The organism is Longinema margulisiae (genome assembly GCF_025266855.1).
Taxonomy (GTDB): Bacteria; Spirochaetota; Brevinematia; order Brevinematales; family Thermospiraceae; genus Thermospira.
This window is the reverse complement of the sequence record NZ_CP053071.1, coordinates 910,072-931,930: the sequence shown is the minus strand read 5'-3', so window position 1 is coordinate 931,930 and position 21,859 is coordinate 910,072. Positions and strand designations below refer to the sequence as shown.

The window sequence follows — 21,859 nt, the reverse complement described above, 5'->3', positions numbered from 1 at the left end:
ATGTTTTCAAACAAAGTTTCCTTTCCTGTACAGGTTTTCCCCTTGCAGGCAGCGGGAAGCGCGAAAAAGGACGGCCCCAGGGAGATACGTCCAGGGGATGCAGTAGCCATCCACTTGGTGGATGGGGATGTGCGTATCCAGGCCATTGGAACGGTAACCGCTGTTTCCCAGGGTAGTGTCTGGATGTTTGGACACCCCCTTTTTCAGGCCGGGGCATGGGAGGCTCCATTTTCCAGGGCTTATATTTACACGGTCATGCCGGCCTATACCGTGTCCTTCAAATTGGGGACCTCCGGCGAGGAAGTGGGGAGTGTCGTGTATGATGGGGCGTTTGCCGTCGAGGGGAAGATAGGCAAAAAAGCAGACATGATAGAAGTGGTAACGACGCTGACAGAACCGACGAGGACTCAAACCTATCGCTATCGCGTCGTGAGAAGTCCGCTTTATCAAAATTATTTTCTTCTCTCGGGGCTTTTTGCCCTTCTTCAGAATTCACTGGGAGGAGAGGAAAGACATGTCCTTGATGTGTCCGCCAAGGTATCTGTTCTCTACCAGGGCAAAACCAATACGGTTCTCTCTCAGTTTGCCCTTTTTTGGGAAAGAGATGCCACTACCTTCTCCAGGCTTGTGGGTGATCTCTGGGACTTTTTCCAGAACGTGGGGGTATGGGGGGGAGAGACCATTCGTATGGAAAGGGTAGAACTTACCATCAAAAAGTCAATTCCCTCTCGAGTTGGCTTTGTGGAACGGGCCTGGGTTGACAAAGCCGCCTATCAGGTAGGAGAGACCATCAGGGTTTCTCTTCAGATGAGAGACGATCTTTCTCGTGTGTACAGGCAGACCATTCAGATCCCTATTCCTCTCTACCTCAGCAGTGGAAAGTACTCACTTGTTATTGGTGATGTCCAGGGAGTTTCTCGGTATGTAGAGAATGAATCAAAGGTGTTTTCTGATATCCTGAGCTATGAAGAACTTCTTCGTTATTACAGGGCAAAGGAGAGAATTTCCCCCAATCCCTCAGAGCTCTGGTGTGGTCTTTTGATTCCTTCTTCTTCCCTTCGCACAGAGAGGGGAGAATTGCCCGCTTTCCCAAAACGTTACTGGGAGTGGGTAGAAACAGGACCAAATGTGGGTCGGGAGTCAAGGCGTTTTTCGTTTTCTCCTGTGAAGGTAGATCTCCCTTTTCTCCTCTTCTATGATGTCACGGTTCTCTCGGTGACCATTCAGACAAATAACCCAAGGAGTTCCTCATGAGCGAAACAAAACTCTCTGAAAAATTCTGGACAGTTCCCAATGTGTTATCTCTTCTTCGGATTTTTCTTGTCTTTCCGATTCTGTATCTTTTTCGTTTTCCCTCAATGAGAGTCTATGTCTTTCTTCTTACGGTGATAGCTTATGCCACTGATTTTTTAGATGGGATGATTGCCCGTGTGTTTCATTGTCAGAGTCGGGTTGGTACTATCCTTGATCCCATTGGGGATAAGCTTTTAGCCATTACCTTGGCAGCGGTGCTTTATATTCGACAGGAGGTGCCTTTTCTCTTTTTTGCAGTGGTGGCGGCCAGGGATATTATTATCGCGGTGGGGGCTATCTATGCCATCAATATGTACCGATATGTTTTTTTGCCTCTTGTGGTCGGAAAACTCACCACCTTTGTCCTGGGACTTTTTTATTGTAGTATTCTCTTTGAGAAAACCTCCTGGGCAAATACCTTGGCCTGGTTGGGGCCTGTAAATCACTCTCTCATGATAGGGGTTATAGGGCTTCTTCTCTTTTCCGGGTTGGCCTATGTGGTGAATTATATTCGGTATTTTGTGGAATCGAAAAAATCATCATAAGGGAGTAGCGATGAAGTATGTCGTATTTCTTCTTGACGGTATGGCTGATGAGGTGCTTCCTGAATTGGGGGGAATGACGCCGTTAGAATATGCGCGCACCCCTGTGATTGACGAGTTGGCGAGACAAGCCGAATTTGGTACCTTTCTCACCCTTCCTGAGGGGTTTCCCACCTCATCGGATGTGGCCAATATGTCTGTGCTTGGCTGGGATCTTGCCAGAAGTTATACGGGGCGTGGGCCTATTGAGAGTTATGGGATGGGGATTCCTTTAGATGAAGAGACCATAGCCTTTCGCCTGAATCTGATCACGGTCAAGGATGGGATACTGGAGGATTATTCGGCCGGTCATATTGAGGATGAGGATGCCACTGAGATTATCGCCTTTCTTCAGAAAGAATTGGGCAGTGAAAAGATACAGTTTCAGAAAGGGGTGAGTTATCGCCATATCCTCTATTTCAAGGGAAAGGAGTTTTCTGCTGATATTCTCTATGAGAAACCGGATTCTTCTCATGGGATGAGGTGGCAGGAGATTCTTCCTCGGGCAAAAAATGAAAGGGCGAAGTACACAGAAGAGATTCTTCTTTCTCTGATTCACAGGTCTTTTGAGATTCTTGCCGACCACCCGGTGAATAAACGCCGGCGGGCGCAGGGCAAAAATGAAGCCAACCTTATCTGGCCATGGTCCGGGGGAGGAAAACCTGATGTGCCTTCTTTTGAGGAAATGTATGGCAAAAAGGGAGCCATGGTGGCGGCTGTGGATGTGATCCTTGGACTGGGACGGTTGGGGAAGATGACGGTTTGCCGCCCGGAGGGGGCTACGGGATGGATAGATACCAACTATGAAAACAAGGCAAAAGCCGCTGTGGAGCTTTTGAAAACCCATGATTTTGTCTATCTCCATCTTGAGGCTATTGATGAATGTGGGCATCTTGGAGACCTTGAACTCAAGATAAAAGCCATCGAAGAGGCTGATGCGAGACTTTTGGGTACTTTCCTCCGAGTTTATCAAAAGGAATTTGGCAGTGAACCGTGGCGAGGGCTTCTTTTGCCCGATCATCCTGTTCCTGTGAAACTGCGAAAACATACAAGGACCCCTGTGCCATTTATGATATGGGGAGAAAACATCCAGCCCAACCCTGTGATGAAACAATACAGTGAACGAACCGCTCCTCAGGGGAAATACGTTGGCCTCAAAGGAAACGAATTGATGAAACTTCTCTTTGGATAAGAAAAATACCAAGGAAGGCGGAGGTGCAAAATTTCGAGTTAAGGAGGAGATATGAAAACGCCTTCCCATCTTCGGTGCGAGGTTAACTTTGTTGAGCGTCTTGAGAAGACCCTCAAAGAAAACTGGGATCGTATGGCTGTTTCGGATTATGGAGGAAAAACAGCCTATACCTATGGAGAATGCGCTCGTATGTTTTTGGCTATTCACCACTTTTTTGCTGATTGTCGTCTCAAAAAAGGGGAGAGAGTGGCCATTCTCGGGAGAAATGCCGCCAATTGGGCAGTGAGTTACCTTGCCACTATTTCCTATGGGGCAGTCACTGTTCCCCTTCTTCCCGATTTTCATCCAGAGGATATTGTCCACCTTTTGAATCATTCGGAGAGTAAAGTCCTCTTTGTGTTGCCTTCCCTTTTTGAGGGGATCGATACCGAAAGCCTTTCCTCTCTCGAAGTAGCTGTTTCCCTTCTTGACATGGAGATTCTTTGGCAGAAGAAAGAGAAAAAAATCACCTCTATCCCACAGCACTATTCCCAGCTCAGTCTGAGAAAAGAATCCTTTGCTCTCCCCAAAGTAGGTACCCATGAATGGGCTTCTTTGGTCTATACCTCGGGAACCACGGGCTTCTCCAAGGGGGTTTGTCTTTCCTGCTCTAACCTGATGTCCAATATTGTCTATGCCCAGGACACGATGCCTCTTTTTGCTGGAGAGACCATCCTTTCCTTTTTGCCCATTGCCCACTCTTTTGGCTGTGCTTTTGAGTTTCTTTTTCCTTTCTTTACGGGATGTCATATCCATTTTCTTTCCAAAACCCCAACCCCTACCGTTCTCCTTGAAGCCTTTGCGCGGGTGAGACCATCGCTTATCCTTTCTGTTCCCCTCATCATTGAAAAAATGTACTATAAAAAAATCAAGCCTTCTCTTGAAAAGGCGATTGTCAAAATTCTTCGGGCTTTGCCAGGGGTGAATCGCACCATCAAAAAGAAAATCAGAAACCAGTTAGTGGCAGCCTTTGGAGGGAACTTTCGAGAGGTGGTTATTGGAGGGGCGGCCTTCAGTCAGGAGGTTGAGGATTTTCTCCGGAGTATTGAATTTCCCTTTACCGTAGGGTATGGGATGACAGAGTGTGCCCCTCTTATTTCCTATAGCCGCTGGACGGAGTATGCCCCCCGATCGGTTGGTCGTGTGGTGGATAGAATGGAGGTGAAGATTGTTCCTCTCCACGAGGGAGATACCAGCGGAGAGATCCTTGTCCGTGGGGCCAATGTTATGTCAGGCTACTACAAAAATCCTGAAGCAACAAAAGAGACCATAGACAGAGATGGGTGGCTTCATACCGGGGATATGGGCTATATGGACAAAAATGGCTTTCTCTATATCAATGGACGATGCAAGACCATGCTCCTTGGCCCCTCAGGACAGAATATCTATCCCGAAGAGATTGAAGCTAAGCTCAATGTGATGCCGTATGTTCAGGAATCCCTTGTGGTCTCTCGCGATCACCAGCTTGTCGGCCTTGTGTACCCTGATATGGAACGGGTGGACAGGGAAAAACTCTCTGAATCCCAGCTGAGAGAGATCATGGAACAGAATCGAAAAACGCTCAATGAAAAACTTCCCGCCTATGCGAAGGTGGTGCGGATAGAAATCATGCCCGAAGAGTTTGAGAAAACCCCCAAGAAGAGTATCAAGAGATTTTTGTATTCGTAGGAGAAAACATTCTTTTGATCTCAAAGGCGTTTCCTGAAAGGAAACGCCTTTTTCTTTTGGTTTTTTCATATTTCGAGACCTTTGCACGAATGTGCGAAGGTCTCAAAAAAGTGGTAAAAAACAAAAAATAGTATAAAAATGTTCCTTAACGTAATAAATAAAACTATTCCTTTGAACAAAAAAAGACAAATAAGCCCTTGTAAATGGAAAAAACGGGGTTTCAGGGGCGTAGCCCCTGACCCAGATAGGGGAAGAAAACACCCGTGCAAGGGTCTCATTTCTGAATTAAAAACCAACCCGTGGCTTGTCTTTTCTCCTGTTTTTTATTCCAAAATTTAATAAATTATAACAAAATAAAATTTTATATAATAAAAAAGCCATGAAAAGAAAAATTTTTTGAAAAAGGCTCTCCGAAAAAAATCCATTTTCACACCAGATTGTTGAAAAGGTTATTTAAGTTAAAAATAAATACTTCTTTTCTATTTTCAAAATTCCTGCTTTTTTCATTTCACTTTTCTTATCAAAAAATATTTTTTCTAAAAATAGGACAAAAATCAAATTTTCACAAGTTATTCAAAAGCAAAGAGTTATAAAAAAAGCCTTTCTTTCATTACCACGCTTATTTTGTTTTTCTATGCTCAGCACTCCTTATATAGATAAACAAGGAAAATTTTTCTCACTCATTTTACGGCTATTTTTCTGGTTTAACAAGAGAAAAAAGTGAAAAAAACTTCTTTATTAAGTGAAAAAAGAAACCTTTTTGTAAAAAACGCAAAGAAAATAAAGATTTTCAAAAAACAAAATATATTATCTTAGCCCTTACGGTAGAGGGTAGGTAAAAACTTATTTAAGTGTAAAAAAACTTTTTTATTAAAAATAAGATATCTCAGAAATAAAAAATTTTTCTTTTAATTTTAAAACTACGAAAAAAACGTTTTAAGTGTATGAAAAAAAAGAAAATACCTTTTTTGCATACCGGGCATAATTTTTGTTTATAGAGTGGGAAAAAGTGTATAACAAAAGGAGGAAAAGGATATGCAGGTTTGTAAACGATGGCTAATTCAGCAAATAGTGAATCTAACTAATGGGCATATACAAAGTGGGCATAAAAAGTATTATATAGCTGAGAGTGTTTTTTAAAATTAAAAATGTATAGTAAACAATAGGAGGCGAATTATGAGGATAAAGGATAGCCCCATGCTGAGAAGAACACAAATGAACCGCAGTCCACCAACCCTCTCTTGGATTCAAGGGTTGGCAGAAGGTCGGACCCACGGGTCCATGGTGTTGTTAAAAAAGATAGAAAGAAAAGGAGGAAGCTATGAAAGAGCTTATTATTCCTTTTGAGATTGATGGATTTTCTGGTGAAAGAACAGGCAATCACAGAGGATATAGTTATCTTACCCCTTTTTACCAGTTGCCCTTGCCATTCCCTCAGGCGGAATTGCCAGTAGAGGATGGAGAAAAACAAGCCAAGGAGTTTCTTATGCAGAAGAACTTTTTTGAAGAGAGTGATTCTTCAACTATCCAAACACCTGAAACCCCAACCAAAAAAGGGCGCCGCTCTCGAAAAACAAAGCTTTTGGTGGATAAAATCTCTGTTTATCTTGTCGATCTTGTTCAGCAGTATACGGTGAAAGATGGTGAAACGGTTATTTTCTCACCTCCTCAGCCTCGAGAACCAATGGCTACACCAAAAGAACTTCTGTATCCTGAATTTCCTCGGCTTTTAGCCCAATTCAAAAATGCTGAGAAAAAACGAAAAAAGCTTCAAAAGTGGGGTGTGAAAACCATCCACACAAGAACCAACGTCTCACCTTCTGTGACGGCTATTTTCTATGGCCCTCCGGGAACAGGAAAAAGCATGCTGATAGAAGCCTTGGCCTACGCCTGTGAAGCCCATATTCTCGAGGTAAAAGCAAGCGATATCTTCCACCGATGGGTGGGAGAAACCCCCAAGAACATTCAGAGGCTTTTTGACTATTACCAAGACTTGTTTAATGTTTACAACCTTTTTGGCCAAAAAGTCTTTTTGGTTATCAACGAAGCCGACCAACTTCTCAGTGTACGACGCGCTGTTGTTCACACCTGGGATCAGGAGTCCAATAGCGTTCAGGATTTACTGCTTCAGCAATTGGAGAGTTTTCGAGGATACTTTTTGGTCACCACAAACCTTGTGGACAACATTGATTTCGCCTTCTGGCGTCGCTTTCTTGTCAAACAAGAGATAAACCTCCCAGATAGGGAGGCAAGAAAACAATTGTGGTACTTCTATTTTCCTCGTTCTAAATATATTGATGATTCTGTGAATGTGGATGAGCTTGTTTCTTTTGAGCTCAGCCCTGGGCAGATTGCCAATATTGTAGAAGTTGCTTGCTTGCGGGCTATAGACGAAAACAGAAAACTCTCCCAAATGGACTTATTGTACTTTATCCAAAAAGAACTGCTCCTTACTACCAGAAAAACAAAGAATATAGGATTCTAAGGAGGAACCTATGAAAACAAAAACAGAAAATTTCAAAGGACAAAAGGAGGTATCTATGATTCCCTATTTCACAACGACTACCTTAGCTATTGGTAGTCCGGTTTCCCCTGTAACCAAAAAACAGGGATGGTTCAAAAAGGTGTTGCAGGCCATGAAGCCTTCAAGGCTTTTTGGGCGCTTCTTGCTCAAAACAATGAACTTATTACTTGAGTCGCCTGAATTCCGAGAGAGTCTAAAAAGAGAGGTAGCTCTTATCTGGCCGCCAGTATCCACTCATCCCACGCTCAATGAGACTATCCCGTGGCCAACGATCCCACCAGAGGATATTGACTTGGAAGAAGACGGATTTTCTCTTGCTTATTCTTCTGCGAATGTTTATAGGTGGTATTCTCAAAAAACTCTGATCCTCTCGGAGTATCTCAAGGAAGAGAGAAAAGAGGAAGAGTTTGATGAGAGTTATTGGAATGATCATGAAGATACAGATGAGGATGAAGACATAACCAACGAAGAGGATACGTACGATGATGAAGATGAGACAGACAATGATACTATTGAGAACGAAAGCCAAAAAGATTTTTCCTTAGCTACAACGACTATAAACACCACGGATATGGATATTTTTGGTAGTCCAAACCCACCTTCTGATTCTGAAGATCAAATCAATGTTGAAGAGTTATATGCCATTGTTCAACCCAAAGTCAAGTGGGATGATGTGATTATCAATGAAGAGGAGAAGGATCAAATTCTTGAAGCTTTTGACTATGAGAGTATTGCTCCCGATCTTCGCCAATGGGGGATTAAGCCTAATTTAAGTATGGATCTTTGTCAGAGTGTTAAAATTCTACTATATGGTCCTTCAGGTACCGGCAAAACCCTTTTGGCTGAGGCCATTGCCTCTTATTTAAATGCAGAAATTTTTATTCTCAAAATAGAACAACTCTTTAATAAATATGTGGGCGGAACTGAAAAGAGGGTGGAGGCTGTTTTTGACAAATATTATCAACTTCTCAAGCAAGCAAAAGAACAGAATAAAAAAATTATCTTTTTTATAAACGAAGCCGACCAACTTTTCTCTGTCCGAACAGATATAGACAGATCTATAGACAAGTTTTACAACGAAATCCAAAATATGCTTCTTGAGAAATTGGAGAACTTTGAGGGTATTCTTGTAGCTACCACAAACCTTCTTCAGAATTTTGACCAAGCCTGGCACAGACGATTTACTCATATTATTAAAATTGACATACCTGACGCAAACAATCGAAAACTCATATGGAAAAAACACTTGGCGCAAGCCCCCCTTGCGAAAGACGTTGATCTTGAAAATATAGCCGAAAAATATTCTCTCACCGGTGGCCAGATTGCTAATATCGTATTCAAAGCTGCCTCACGAGCTGCCCACCGCCAACAAAAGATTATTACCCACGATGATCTACGCTTTTTTATTGAGGAGACCTTGAAGGCAATTCGGCAGGCTACCGATCACCGTCCCATGGGCTTTCATACCTCGCCCTACCTTCCTCTTCGTGATAACCCCATAAACCAAAAACTATCTGATTCAGCAAAGTAACTTCTTTTTCGTCAAGGCTGTCCTTTTAAGGACAGCCTTTTTTCTTCTAAAAAAATTTTTTAAAAATTTTCTTTTTTCTCTTAAATTCTTCGTCATTTTTTCCGATAAACCGCAGGGGGAGGGCGAGATGATATAGCTTCATTGCGGCATAACCTTCTATGTTGGGGGGAATTCTCTTTTCAGCCAAAAAGTTTCAGTGAAACCTTTTTCTTTTTTGTCTTTTTCCCTATGGAGAAGGACAAAAACCTTCTTTACTGAAAAATTGAGAGCACCTAACCGTTAGGGGGGAAGATGCTTACTCTCTTTCTTTCCTTTACTTCTCCACCTTATTTTCTGTGAAAAATAAGAAAAATTTTTTTATAAAAAATAAGGAAAAATACAAAATAAAAGCGTATATATTGTAATAGACTCTCTTGATAAAATTCTTGAAAAGAAAAAAAGAAAAAAATTTGAAAAATTTTTGGTAACGTTTTTTTCAGGAGACCTGCAGTGGGAAGATGAGGAAAAGCAAAAAAAGTTCCTCCCTGGCCGATAATAGGACACAAGGAGGAACCCATGCGTAAAGAATTCACCTTCACTTTGACTATCGACTACCCTGACACAAAACTTGAGACGTTAGTGGTGGTTTTTCTCCAGGCCATCAAAGGAGTGTTTGAGTCATTTGTTCATCAGATTTCTGTAGAAGTGGCAGAAAAAGAAATAAAAGAAGGTCGTATCACCTGTACATGCGGAGAAAAACATCACTTCATATGGAAAACAAAGCATGGAAAAAACACTGTTTTTGTTCTGATGCCCTTTGGAAAGATCACTCTTCCTCAGCTCCAAATTCAATGCAAAAAGTGTGGAAGAAAACTTTTTCTCACAAGATCTCTTCTTGGTGTAGAAAAGCGAAAAAGGCAAATCCTGAAAGATATCTACAGAGTGGCTTTAGCCGGGGCTCTTACCACCTATCGAGTGGCCGCTCGTATTCTTTCCTTCACAGGGTATAAAATAGGTCTTAGCACCCTCTGGAAAAACCTTCAAAATATTGGGAGAAAGATACATTTCAGTATCTCAGAAAAAGAAAAACCCTGTGGAGAAGCCGATGGGACGGGTATTCCTGTTCAGGGCAAGAAAAAAGGAGAAGAAGCTAAAATTCTTTTGCAGGAGAGGCAACAAGCCTCCCCATTGACAGGAAAAAATACAAGAATAGCAGGCCTTCTTGTGGATAATTACCATGCAGGTTGGGACAAACTTCTTAAGCCCATTCAAGAAAAACACTCTTTTTCTCGGTTTTTTCTTGTTGTCGATGGAGATACAGGGATTAACCAGGGCAAACATCCCGGTATCGTTTTTCAACGATGTTTGTGGCATGTAAGTTATCAATTGAAGTATTTTCTTCGTCTTGATAGAGTGAGATATCGTTCTTCTGAGTGGACAAATATTGTCGCTGAAACAGGGAAAGCCTGTTTCTTGGGGTACAAAAATGACTGGCAAACAAGACTTGGTTATCAAAGCGAGCGCAGACAGCATATTCAGAATCTTCTTGACTTATTTCACGAAAAAGGGCGCAAACATTGTTTTTATTATCTTCTTCGTGCTCAAAAAGACATGTTCGCCTGTGACAGTGAAGATGGTTTGCCAAGAACAACCTCAAGGGCAGAACGGCTGATGCGAACCATAAACCAGAGAATGGATGTGGGGGTATGGAAAAGAGAAGGGGCAACCAATGTTCTTGCTGTGCGTTTGCATTACTACTATAATCGTGATGAGGCTATCGATGGTGTCTACTGGCAGGATGTGATATAAAACATAGGGATGGTACGTACTTATTGCCCTGTTTTATGGCCTAAAAAGGGTACTTTCCCCAGAAAAAACTTGTTTATCTAAAATGTTCCCTGTATACTACAGTTGACAAAAATCTTTTGAGCCAGGGGTAACTTCTTTATCCTTTTCTCTCTCTTTCAGGTCTCCTGTTGGAAACGTAATCAAATTTTTGTTGAGTTATTATCTTTTTTATACATATAAGAAGTACAAGAAAAAAAGAAAAAAGGAGGGGATAGCGAAAGGATTCTTACATGAACGCAAAACTTCACAAAAGGGAAAGACTTTGTCAGATTTCTCTCTGACAAAGTCTCGGTGTCGTCTTTGACACTCTCCTGTGTGGCCCCAAAAAACACAAGGAGGTTTTCCTTGAAAAAGCCACAACAAAAAATGATGTGGTGGTCTATTTCCGTTCTTCTTTTTCAGGTGATTCATTTCACCTTCTCTTTCTTTTTTGCCTGCTCTTTCCTCTCTTTCCTTATTTTACGCGTTCGTGTTCCTCCGCCGTGTTAATGGCTATGTATTCCCCTTCGTAGGGGAATTGGACCGTCTTCTCACGTGTTGACTTGTTGTGTGTCATTTGTAGGAAAAAGGTGTTTTGGGTTCTTCTGAAAATCCTTTGTGGTTTTCAGAAGAAGAGGTGTCGGATTTCTTCCTAAAAAGGCCAGAAAAAAAATGGCCTTTTGGGGAAATCTTTTGACATGTACCGAAAACCAAACACAAAAGGAGGCTTGTATGCAGAGCCCTCTCGAGTTTTTTATTGGATTCCCCCCAGAGCCAGAAAAGGCTCTGGGGTAGTGAAAAAACACCTAAGGAGGACCCCTATGACCAGAAGAAAAAGGCTTTCTTCTCTTCAGATGAGTGAAAGGATCAACAAGGCAAAATACAATCTCATTGTCAAGGATCCCTTCTTTTCTATGTATTTGTCTTTCTTGGAATTAAAGGAATCCGACGATATTGAAACCTTTGCCACCGACGGAAGAAGGATTTATTACAATAGAGAGTTTGGTTCCAGACTTACCCTTGCTGAGATAGAGGGGGTGCTTGCCCATGAGGTTTTGCATGTGGCTTTTCAGCATCCTCAGAGAATGCAGGATCGTCAGCCTCTTCTCTGGAATATAGCCTGCGATATGGTGATTAATGGTTTACTTCAAAAACATGGCTATACGCTTCCAGAGGAAGGAACCTTCGATCCCCAGAAGAGAGATGCTTCAGCCGAAGAGATATACGAACAGGAAAGAAAAAAGTTGATTGAAAGATGGAAAAGACAAAAAAAGTTTGGTTCTTTTGATGATTTTGTAAAGGATTGGGAAAAAAAGGTTATCAATATTGGAGAAATCCTTCGTCCAGAAGACGGTATTGACCCAAAGGAGTTGGGAATTCCACCCCTTCATGAGAGAGATGATGCCCCTTTAGGAAAATCTTTTGGAATGGATCCTTTGGAAAAAATGCGAGACGTTGAGGAAGAAGAAATTTTACCCACACCCTCACCCTCATGGCAAACTATTCTTCGAAATGCTCTCCAACTGGTAAGGGGAAAAGATACCTATACTTATCATAAACTTCACAAAGCCTACCTTCCTCATCGAATTATTATTCCTACGGCAAGTGGTTATAGAGTGCCATCCGTATTTGTTTCGATTGACACCTCCGGGAGTATAGGACGAAGAGACTTGAAAACCTTCTTGAATGAACTGGAAAACCTTCTCAAAAAGATAGTGGATAAGGTGTGTGTTCTTTGGCATGATGCCGACGTATACCCTGAGGAAAAACCCGTAACCACCCTCTCTCAGGCCAAAAGACTTCGACCAAGGGGCGGAGGAGGGACAAACTTTTGTCCTGTGTTTGAGTATGTCAATAAACAAAAAACTTCCAAAAAAATCCTCATCCTCTTTACTGATGGGATAGGAGAAATGCCAGAAAAAGCCCCTCCCTATCCTGTAATTTGGGTATCGACCGAGAGAAAGGATTTCCCGTTTGGGAAAGTGGTGCCATTTCATATAGGAAGATAATGAAAGAAAAAGGAGGTCCCTATGTCCAAGAAAAATGCCTACGTCGTTCTTCCCGCAGGTACTTCTTCCCAGAGAGGGAGAAAAGTCTCCCCCAAAAACACTTCTTCCAGTGGACAAAATACAACCATAAGGAGGAATACCATGCCTCACAAACAGAACAAAATTCCATTTGAGAGAAGTATGCCGGTGGTGAAAGCCTCAGAACTCCTTGGCTACATAGAATATTTCTACCCCACGATGCCCCTCTTTCTGTGGGGAAAACCAGGCATAGGAAAATCTTCTATAGTGAAACAGTTTGCTCAGAAAAAAGGTTTGCCCCTTCTGGATATTCGAGCCTCATTGATGGATCCGACGGATCTCAAGGGGATACCAACGTATGATAAGGATGAAAAACATACGGTATGGTTGCCAAATGACTTTTGGCCAAGAGAGGGGACACAGGGTATTCTCTTTCTTGATGAACTGAATCGGGCACCTGAGTCCGTCCAAAACGCCCTGTTGCAACTCATCTTGGATAGAAGACTACTCAACTATCAACTCCCAGAAGGGTGGTATATCATAGCCGCAGGAAATAGTGAAGATGATGATATAGGAGTGTCAAACCTGAGTTATGCCTTTGCTAACCGCTTTGCCCATCTACGACTTCAAGCCGACATCCACTCGTGGCTTGCCTGGGCAGCAGACAATGGTATTCACCCCGCTATTTGTAATTATCTCGAACTTTCTCCCCAAAACCTGTGTACGCTTGATATGATAATAAAGGAGAATAATTCTTCCACCTACGTTTTTGCCACTCCTCGTAGTTGGGAAAATTTCTCAAAACAATTGTATGCCATTGAGGAAGCATTTTCCTCCAAAGATGAGGCAGAGACGTCCATCCTTGTTATAGGAGGAGCATTGATTGGGGCAGTGGTGACAGATTTTCTTCATTTCTACAAGCAGCAGGAAGAGTTTGTGAATATAGAGGCCATCCAAAAGAATCCCCAAAACTACCCATTGCCAAGACAAATCTCCTATTTGCACAAGTTGATACCCTACTTTGCAGAGAAGACCAACGAAATGAATGCAGAAGCATTGTTAACGTATATCTTGAGATTTCCTCAAGAGCTTCAAATGCTCTACCTCAAGACAGCCTCCGAGAAAATAGATATCATAAAACAAACGGAAGCAGGCAAAAAACTTCTCGAAATTCACGAGAAGTATATCCTCCAACTGGGGGAAGGGACAGGCTCTTCTTTTGACAGGGTTCAAAAAACAGGAGGGAGGAGAAGATAATATGAGGACAGCAAAAGAAATATTCGTTTTGTTAGAAGGGGCTATAGCCAAAGGGGAACTTGAGACGTTTCTCTCTGAGTACCCTGATCAAGAACTCATCCTGCGATTGGCAGACGGAGAGAGAACTCAACAAATGGTGAATGATGCGCTCGTCCTTGCTTTTTTCTTGGGGCAAAGAAACGCAATGGAGCAACTCATCACGGAGTATAAGGCTGATCCTCATTGCCTTTTGACACCCATTCTTTCGTTCATCTCTTGCCCTTTTGGGGATCAGGATGTCCAGTGGCTTACCACCACATTTGAAACCACTCAAGATCCACGCTCTCCATCTCTTCGCTTGAGACTTCTTCTTGTTCGCTATATGATTTCCTTGGGGGCTTCGTTGAATCATTTGTTCTTAGACCACTCCGGGAGAAAAGCGACAGCCATTCTCAAAATCTTGTCTTCTCCTTATGCAAAACTGATCTTTTATCTTCCTCCTGATACGTTTGATCCTCTGGAAGTGGGCTTTTCAGAAGAAGGCCAACCAATTACGCTTCTGGATGTGGTATTGGACAAAAATCTCTATGCCTTTCTTCCTTTTTTGCCTCGAATTGGGTATGAGTACACCCGTTTAACCAAGCAAACGCAAGAGGGTATTCTTTTTTATCTTTTACAAATTCCAGAGATAAATATCGACGATAGACGATTGAGAGAAGGGAATGAAGTGATCTTTTTCAACAGGAGATACCGTCACCTGAGAAAAAGGTTGGGTGAAGAGAAAATGTCAACTCGTCCTCTGGAAAGAGCCATCCTTCGTCTTTTTCATAGCTATCCACATCTTATTCAATCCAAGGGATATCGACAAAAACTTCTTGAAGAAGTATCGAGACGTCCCCTTCCTCAGTTAGCCCTTTTCCTTCTTCACCAAGAAGGGGATTCGACATATATTCAAAATAACCTCTTTTCTCTTTTGTTGTCTTCTATTGCCATGCGAGAGGTTTCTCTCGTAGAGGATCTTATAGACAGAATGTCCGAATTCTCTCAAGAAGAAACCTTTTTTCTTGTTGAAGTAGCCATTCTCTTTTATGAGGAAAATGTTTTCTCCCTTGTGATGAAGAGAATTCCTTTTCTTCCTGAGTGGCGACATTCTCTTCTGAGAGCCCTGAACTACCTAAGCGATATCATAGAAGAAGACCATGAGATGGAGATCACGCACAAGGTAAAAGAGACACTTTCCGCCCTTCTTGTAACCCTCCAGGAAAAGGGTTTGGATATCAATGACCTGTGGGATAGATTTCGCTACGATGATCTCTATGAGTCTTCGTGGCATCACGTGGTGAGTCTTCTCTATACCCTCGGAGAATACAAGAGGGCAAAAGAGTTTTTCTCTTTTGTGGTTGGATTTTTGAGACCACACGAGATCTCAAAAGTGGTTGCCTCCTTTTTTGGTATGGGAGCCTATGATATTCTTGACATAATTTTTGATGCGACTTTGTATCCTGAGAAGAGATTTTTTTCCTATATGATGCGAGGAATCGATGAAGACATAAACTTCTACGAAATCATTGCTAAACAGGCTGACGAGAGAATCAAAGACCCCTCTTTGACAGAAAAGTTTGTCCGCTGGGTCAATACCCTTGCCCCTCTTTTGCCAAAAGAAAAAAAGAAAGAACTATTCACCACAATGCTCATACACGAAAAAAATGGTGACCTTGCTTTGGCATCTTTTGACCCATCGTTTCTTTCCCGGTTATTTAGCTCTCATGATATTCCCTCTTTTTTATATGCTTTGCAGATAGCCCATGAGCCTCTGATAGCAACCATGAAAAAGTATAACGCGGATAACTTTGAAATGGGAAGTGGAATTCTTTTTTATCAAAAGTTCTTTCCGCACTTTTTGGAGAGCCAAAAACACCAGATTTTGAATAACCAACAATACCTGAGTGAAGAACCTTTCCGTAAGGTTTGGAGAAAATACTTCCCCCTCTTTTCACTTCAACTTATTGGATGGCTTTTGGAAAATTATCCCCATATTCTTTTCAACCCCTCTATCCAAGAAACAGAAACCTTTTTCCTTGTGAATATGACACCGGATATTATCTTGCAATGGACACCAGCTTCTTTGGACTTTTTCTCTCAGGTAAGGGAAACAGCCACCATCCTCTTGAAATTCTGGGATGAGATTTTGTTTTTGGTGCTGATGAGATACCCTTCTCTAGCCCCAAAACTTGCCCGTGTGTTCCCTCATCCACGACTTGAGGTTTTTCGAAAAGAAACCCTCTCCACTCCTTGCCCTGGAGGCCGTCGTATGCAAACCCTCTGGAAGGCTTGGGGATGGGATGAGCGATGCTTTTTTGTCGCTGTTCAGTATGAGGACAGGGATTTTCTTCAATTTTGGATGGAAAAGGCAGATTATAGCGAGATAGGGCACAAGGGCCCTCGATATAAAGAAAAACTGATCAGAAAAGCCGTTTTCTGGGCTACCCTCGAGAAGAAAAATACCTCGCTTGCTTTCTTGTTGGACTTCATCCCTGAGAAGGAATTGTTCTTTGATACGATGAAACCTTATGATCCCCGTATGCGAGGGATTGTGAAGTGTTTTTTAGAAGAAGCCCCTCCTCGTTTGGCCAAGCGACACCAGATTTCTCTCTTCTCCCTTGCCTTGCTAGCCAAAAATGAGACAGCTGCCCACCTCATTGCCCAAAGAGGAGGGAAACTCTTTCTTGAAGATAGTGAGGGAGAATCACCGATAGCCTACGCGGTGATGGGAAGTTCTCAACAGGCGCACGAAAATATCACCTTACTCCGAATGATATTTGCTCCCACCGTTGGTTGGTGGTACCTCTATGAACATAAAAAACCCTTTTCTGATCAGGAAAAGATACACTTCTCGGGTTCATGGTTTGTCAAGGAGATGCAAGATCTCTTCCATCGATTGGACTGGGTGCAAAAACAAGGGGTACCCATTGGGAAGAATTCAGCGACTTCTGCTCTTGTTTGTGCCATAGCCTCACAAAGTATTTCCTTTGCTTCTCCCACTTTATTTGTTTTAGACTCCTATTATTATAGACATTCACGAGGTTCTTTTATATCAAGTGGTAAGTATTTTTCTTCTGAAGTTGTGATAGGAACAAAAGTGATTTTCTCCTATCTTCGGAGACATGGGGCTTCTTTTACAGACCCTAAGAGAACAAAAGAAACCCCTATGCAGAGCCTTTTGTTGTGGGCACTTCAATCAGCAAGCGCAAAGAAGTTTTCAGGCTTTTTCTTTTTTGTTTTTTCGTTTCTTTGCTCTGAAGGGGCTAGTCCACGTGAAACAATAACTCTTTCTCAAAACAATGGGCAGGAAATACTCAATGTATGGGATATTCTTGTGGAAGAAAATCTACAGGAATGGTTGACCTTTGTGTATAAGTATGGAGTGGTGAGAGGAATATCATCATAAAATATCTCAAAAGGAGGAAAGTATGAGAGAACAAATCCACGACTTTATCCAAAAATCCCCCACAAACGAGAAACGCAGGCAAAACCTGATCTTGGAGCTACAAAAGAGAAACCTTCACGTGGAACATGAACTCATAGCCGATGTCCACAATGTTTTTGTTTGGGGGAAAAGCCATCTATGGCTTTCCGCTCATTACGACACGATTGATCCTCTCCATAGTTATATAGATAATACCACGGGAGTTTTTCTTGCTATGGAACTCAAAACTCAACTCCCAGAAATCAATGTCATGTTTTTTGACAAAGAAGAACCACCCTTCCTTGGAAAGGGGGCAAGCCTTACTCAGGTGATAGATACTCATAATATTGTGTTTAACCTTGATGTGGTGGGAATTGGGGATGCCATTATTTATGATGCTCAGAGAGAAATAGAGGAACTGAATCGTTGGGGGCTTGTCTGGATGCGTACCCCTCCCTGCGATACCCAATCCCTTTGGAGAAGGGGTATTGAGGCTATCACAATCTCCAACGCTGAGAAAAGTCCACGAGGGGGTATCAATTGTGAAAAATGGAGATATTGTCATTCGTCTTATGATACTCTGGATATGATTAGCGACTCTTCTATAGAAAAAACAAAAGAAGTTCTTTTGGCCGTCTTGAAGGAAAAGTGGTTGCACAAAAGAAAATAGTCAAAAAAGTATGTTTTCTTTTTGGCTGAGAAGACTTTTTTCTAAAAAAGGGGTAGGTGTAAACCTACCCCTTTAGGCTTATTCGAAAAAGGAAACAGGCGTGTATTCACCCTCTTTGCCATTGATAGCCATACGAACGGGATTCCCATCTGTTTTGAAAACCAATCGTTCATAGACGGTGTTCATGATTTCAGGGTCTTCCATGTCTATTCCGGGTAATGTGATGATATCCCCTTTCTTTACATCCAGAGGACACCCATTCAACACATGGGAAACCACAATCTGATGATCTACCATCTCCACTTGTATCCGAAACGAATGGGTAGGATTCGTGGGGAAAATTTGAGGCTTTGTGGATTCTTTGAGGAAAAGCTTTTTGTTTTCCTTGTCCCAGAGGCATTCATACTTTTCTAAAAAACTTGCTCCGAGAATATGGAGTCCTGGGTCTCCAAAGTTTTTCGGTAGCCCAGTGAATACCTCACCATAAAAATGTCCATCTATTTCAAGCCCCATCATGGCATAATTGATATGGAGATCACGACCAACAGAGGGCATGATAAATTCGGCAGAACGAGGTCCATGATAATTCTGGTGGGAAAAATTCATACACGCAAAAGATCCGGTATCAATAGCAATCCTTCTTTGCTCTCCTCCCTCTTTGAAAGAAGCCATGGCACCAAAAGGAATAGAGGAAGTGGCGTCAAAAGAGGAGACATTGAAACGCACTTCTCTTCCTCTTCCGTGAAGCAGAATATTCTCAAAAAGATCAAAAAACTCTCTCCCCAAGAAACCTACAATAGGTATGCCAAAAAAACGACTTGCAAGACGAAGATCAACCAACCATGAAGAATTAAGCGACAGAGAAAAATCTACTTCTGCTCCAATGTCATCTGAGGTGATACGAGAAAACTCTGGAGAAAAAGACCTCCCTCCACTATCAAGGAGAAAATACTTTGGCTCTTCCTTTTGCACTCGAACAAAAAGGGCATTGCAAATAGTGTACACCTTCATAGACAATCTCCTTTTGAATTTTTATGTTTCAATTATACACATAATTGATAAAGAATGCAAATTTTTTGAAAAATTTCACAAATGAATAATATCCTATCTCTCTTTTTGCTATTCCCTTGTTTCAGCAAATCCCCCTTTCTTGCTGAAATAGAGTAATAACCAAAAAAATTTTCTCCCCTCATAACAACTTTCTAACCAATTCCGGACAACTTTGACGAATTTTTTTCGATAATATATAGAGAGAGAAAATTAAGGAGGTAAATCATGATGGTGAGAAAACCTATCAAGACTTGGCGAGAAGAGGATAGACCAAGAGAAAGGCTTGTAAGCCAGGGTACCCATGCTCTCTCAACCACAGAGTTGTTGGCCATCTTGTTAAGAACAGGGAGCAGGGAAAAAAGTGCGCTTGAGGTCGCTATGGATCTTCTTGAGAGATTTGGGGGACTTCGTGGGTTGGAAAAGGCCACCATTCGGGAGCTCTGTCAGATTCCGGGAATCGGGAAAACCAAAGCGATAGAGATCAAGGCTCTCTGTGAACTGGCCAAACGGTTTGTTCGTGAGGAGGTTCAAAAGCAAGAAAAGATCACCTGTGTAGAGGATGCCCTGAATTATGTACGTCGTTATTATGGGCCTTTTCTCAGGGATGAAAGTCGTGAGATATTCTCTATCATTCTTCTTGACATTCGAAATCATCCCCTCTGTCATCTTGAGATAAGCCGGGGAAGTGCCTATGCGACGGTAGTAGATCCCAAGGAAATTGTTCGCCAGATGTGTCTTCATCAGGCTAGCAGCGTGATTCTCATTCACAATCATCCATCTGGCGATTCGACGCCTTCTCAGGATGATGAAAACCTCACCAAAAAAATTGTTTCTGCCTGTGAGATGGTAGGGGGAAGGGTTCTTGATCACATCATTGTGGGCAGAAATGAAAAGGATTACTACAGTTTTGCTATGGAGAGAAAGCTCTGAGGCTTGACGATTGAAATGGTTTTTTTGTATATTTATAGCAAAAAACACATGGAGGAAGAGTATGACAGTTAAACCCCTTGGGAATCGTGTTCTGATTAAGGTCAAGGAGACAGAAGAAAAGACAAAGGGCGGAATCTACATCCCTCAGACCGCTCAGGAGAAGACTCAGACTGGCGTGGTTGTGGCTGTGGGGACAGATGAGTCCATCAAGGTGAAGGTTGGTGACCAAGTGCTCTATGACAAGTACGCCGGTACTCAGATCAAGATTGATGATGTAGAGCATCTTGTGCTTTCCGCTGATGATATTTTGGCCATTATTGAATAGGAAAAAGCTTGAAAAAGCGCCATCTTGCGATGGCGCTTTTTTGTTTTGGAAGAATAAAAAAACGGGTCTTTTTTCGTTTCCTGTTGTTGCTTCTGCAGCCTATGACTTTATTTTGGCTCAAGGGGCTTTTGCTGAAACAAGGGAATAGCCCCTTTTCCTCCCCGTTATCAGAAAGAGACCTTTGCACGAATGGGCAAAGGTCTCAAGAAAGTAATAAAAAAGCAAAAAGTAGTATAAAAATATTCCTTTACATAATAAACAAGCCTATTTTTTAGATAAAAAAAGACAAATAAGCCTTTGTAAACAGAAAAAGCGGGGTTTCAGGGGCGTAGCCCCTGACCCAGGCAGGGAAAGAAAACCCCTATGCAAGGGTCTCAGAAAAATGTTCTCACGGTGGTTGGGAGAAAGTCATATTCGAGAGGGTTACTCTATGAACTTCACAAACTTTTCGCTTTTGAAAGTGCCTTTCTTGCAAAAAGCAAAGAAGAGTACCTTTCTTTCAAATTATTTTACCCTGAGCTTGTCGTTCCACATATGAAACTGAATACCTATTTTCACATTTCTTATGAACAGGGAAATAACACAAAAGCTTTCTGTTATGGTGTCTATTGAAAAAAGTTGAGTTTGAAAGCATTACGACAAGAGAGAGCTATTACCCTGTTTCAGCTAAACCATTGTTCTTTGCTGAAACAAAGTCATAGCCTTCGCCCCTGCCGCGGTGCCATATCCAAAAAGCCTCTTCTGAAAAAGAAGCCCTGCGGGCTGGTAACAGAAGATACTTTCTTTTCTCCCAGAGCCGAGCCACAGGAGGTGGCGAGGAAGCTCAAGGTCAGATAGGACGTCTGTCCTTGAGCGGCTACAGAAAAGGGAGGGTGTCTTATTTTTTCTTCCAGCCCGCAAGATAAGAGGAAAAAGAGGGTTGTCAAAAACCGCTGCAGGGGCGAAAACGGGGTTTTCAAAAGGGGCGGAGCCCCTTTTGCCCCGCGCGGGAGCGCTTCGTGGAAAAAAGGAAGATGGGTAACAAAAGAGCCTAAAATTGTAAAGAGAAAAGATGGTTAAAGGAGTATTCAGTTTTTGTGTGAAGATAACCATTCTGTATGAGTGGGGAACGACAATTATTTTACCCTGAGTTGGTTGGTATTGCCTGTGTTGGTGAGAACCGTTCGAGAGGTATTGGTTACCATACCTTCTACATACACAGGATAAATAACGGTGTATCGCGTACCTATCCATTCCTTTTCTGAAAAAACCTCGCAGTGAGAGAGTTGAAAAGGATCAAGAGTGAGAAGCCAGGCTTCCATCTCTTTTCTTGAGGAAAAATTGGTGAGAACATACTGGATTTTCTGAATACCCTGTTCTCCCACAATGGTGACCTGAGCTTGATTCTGGACAGTGGTGGTGACGACCTCTGTGTACTGGGCATTATTCACCTCAACCGTCCTTCCAGAACCAATAAAAAAGCCACCAACTCCTCCGATGCCAAGCCCAATGAGAAAAATAATCACAAGTGCCGTTTCCATA

At 42.2% G+C, this 21,859-nt stretch carries 16 protein-coding genes; 14 read left to right on the top strand and 2 right to left on the bottom strand.

Translation table 11 applies throughout. The features are described 5' to 3' along the window. From BREVNS_RS04190 to BREVNS_RS04135, 12 genes are all read left to right on the top strand, one after another. On the top strand, positions 1 to 1,254 hold the full coding sequence (locus tag BREVNS_RS04190) for a hypothetical protein (RefSeq protein ID WP_483427801.1): 1,254 nt from the start codon (positions 1 to 3) through the stop codon (positions 1,252 to 1,254). Continuing rightward, complete coding sequence (locus BREVNS_RS04185) at positions 1,251 to 1,838, top strand: CDP-alcohol phosphatidyltransferase family protein (RefSeq protein ID WP_483427800.1); 588 nt, start codon at positions 1,251 to 1,253, stop codon at positions 1,836 to 1,838. The genes BREVNS_RS04190 and BREVNS_RS04185 overlap by 4 nt, the downstream gene beginning before the upstream one ends. Positions 1,839 to 1,848: 10 nt before the next feature. Beyond that, positions 1,849 to 3,066: a cofactor-independent phosphoglycerate mutase gene (locus BREVNS_RS04180; protein WP_483427799.1), complete on the top strand. Its 1,218-nt coding sequence runs from the start codon at positions 1,849 to 1,851 to the stop codon at positions 3,064 to 3,066. A 51-nt stretch (positions 3,067 to 3,117) separates the two neighbouring features. Beyond that, positions 3,118 to 4,773: an AMP-binding protein gene (locus BREVNS_RS04175; protein ID WP_483427798.1), complete on the top strand. Its 1,656-nt coding sequence runs from the start codon at positions 3,118 to 3,120 to the stop codon at positions 4,771 to 4,773. A 1,176-nt stretch (positions 4,774 to 5,949) separates the two neighbouring features. Beyond that, positions 5,950 to 6,120, top strand: coding sequence for a hypothetical protein (locus BREVNS_RS04170; protein ID WP_483427797.1), 171 nt, complete (start codon positions 5,950 to 5,952; stop codon positions 6,118 to 6,120). Continuing rightward, the gene (locus BREVNS_RS04165; RefSeq protein ID WP_483427796.1) at positions 6,095 to 7,258 is read left to right on the top strand and encodes an ATP-binding protein; all 1,164 of its coding nucleotides are present in this window, start codon (positions 6,095 to 6,097) and stop codon (positions 7,256 to 7,258) included. Before BREVNS_RS04170 ends, BREVNS_RS04165 begins: the two co-directional genes overlap by 26 nt. 10 nt (positions 7,259 to 7,268) lie before the next feature. Further along, positions 7,269 to 8,828: an ATP-binding protein gene (locus BREVNS_RS04160; RefSeq protein WP_483427795.1), complete on the top strand. Its 1,560-nt coding sequence runs from the start codon at positions 7,269 to 7,271 to the stop codon at positions 8,826 to 8,828. Between the two features lie 555 nt (positions 8,829 to 9,383). Beyond that, complete coding sequence (locus BREVNS_RS04155) at positions 9,384 to 10,616, top strand: hypothetical protein (protein ID WP_483426599.1); 1,233 nt, start codon at positions 9,384 to 9,386, stop codon at positions 10,614 to 10,616. A gap of 839 nt (positions 10,617 to 11,455) precedes the next feature. Beyond that, entirely contained in the window at positions 11,456 to 12,643 is a 1,188-nt protein-coding gene (locus tag BREVNS_RS04150; protein ID WP_483427794.1) for a vWA domain-containing protein, read from the top strand. 21 nt (positions 12,644 to 12,664) lie between these two features. Then, positions 12,665 to 13,918: an AAA family ATPase gene (locus BREVNS_RS04145; protein ID WP_483427793.1), complete on the top strand. Its 1,254-nt coding sequence runs from the start codon at positions 12,665 to 12,667 to the stop codon at positions 13,916 to 13,918. Between the two features lies 1 nt (position 13,919). Then, a complete protein-coding gene (locus BREVNS_RS04140; RefSeq protein ID WP_483427792.1) occupies positions 13,920 to 17,345 on the top strand; it encodes a hypothetical protein in 3,426 nt (1,141 codons plus the stop codon). A gap of 22 nt (positions 17,346 to 17,367) precedes the next feature. Then, positions 17,368 to 18,033, top strand: a complete 666-nt coding sequence (locus BREVNS_RS04135; RefSeq protein WP_483427791.1) for a M28 family peptidase — start codon at positions 17,368 to 17,370, stop codon at positions 18,031 to 18,033. A 78-nt stretch (positions 18,034 to 18,111) separates the two neighbouring features. Here the strand turns inward: BREVNS_RS04135 and BREVNS_RS04130 are convergent, their stop codons facing one another. Continuing rightward, positions 18,112 to 19,044 carry a hypothetical protein gene (locus BREVNS_RS04130; RefSeq protein WP_483427790.1) on the bottom strand — a complete coding sequence of 311 codons (933 nt, stop codon included), beginning with the start codon at positions 19,042 to 19,044 and terminating at the stop codon, positions 18,112 to 18,114. Between the two features lie 264 nt (positions 19,045 to 19,308). Between BREVNS_RS04130 and radC the strand changes: the two genes are divergently transcribed. After that, entirely contained in the window at positions 19,309 to 20,013 is a 705-nt protein-coding gene (gene radC / locus BREVNS_RS04125) for a RadC family protein (RefSeq protein ID WP_483427789.1), read from the top strand. A gap of 61 nt (positions 20,014 to 20,074) precedes the next feature. Next, a complete protein-coding gene (locus BREVNS_RS04120) occupies positions 20,075 to 20,338 on the top strand; it encodes a co-chaperone GroES (RefSeq protein ID WP_483427788.1) in 264 nt (87 codons plus the stop codon). 1,115 nt (positions 20,339 to 21,453) lie between these two features. Here the strand turns inward: BREVNS_RS04120 and BREVNS_RS04115 are convergent. Beyond that, complete coding sequence (locus BREVNS_RS04115; RefSeq protein WP_483427787.1) at positions 21,454 to 21,858, bottom strand: hypothetical protein; 405 nt, start codon at positions 21,856 to 21,858, stop codon at positions 21,454 to 21,456. Between the last annotated feature and the right edge of the window lies 1 nt (position 21,859).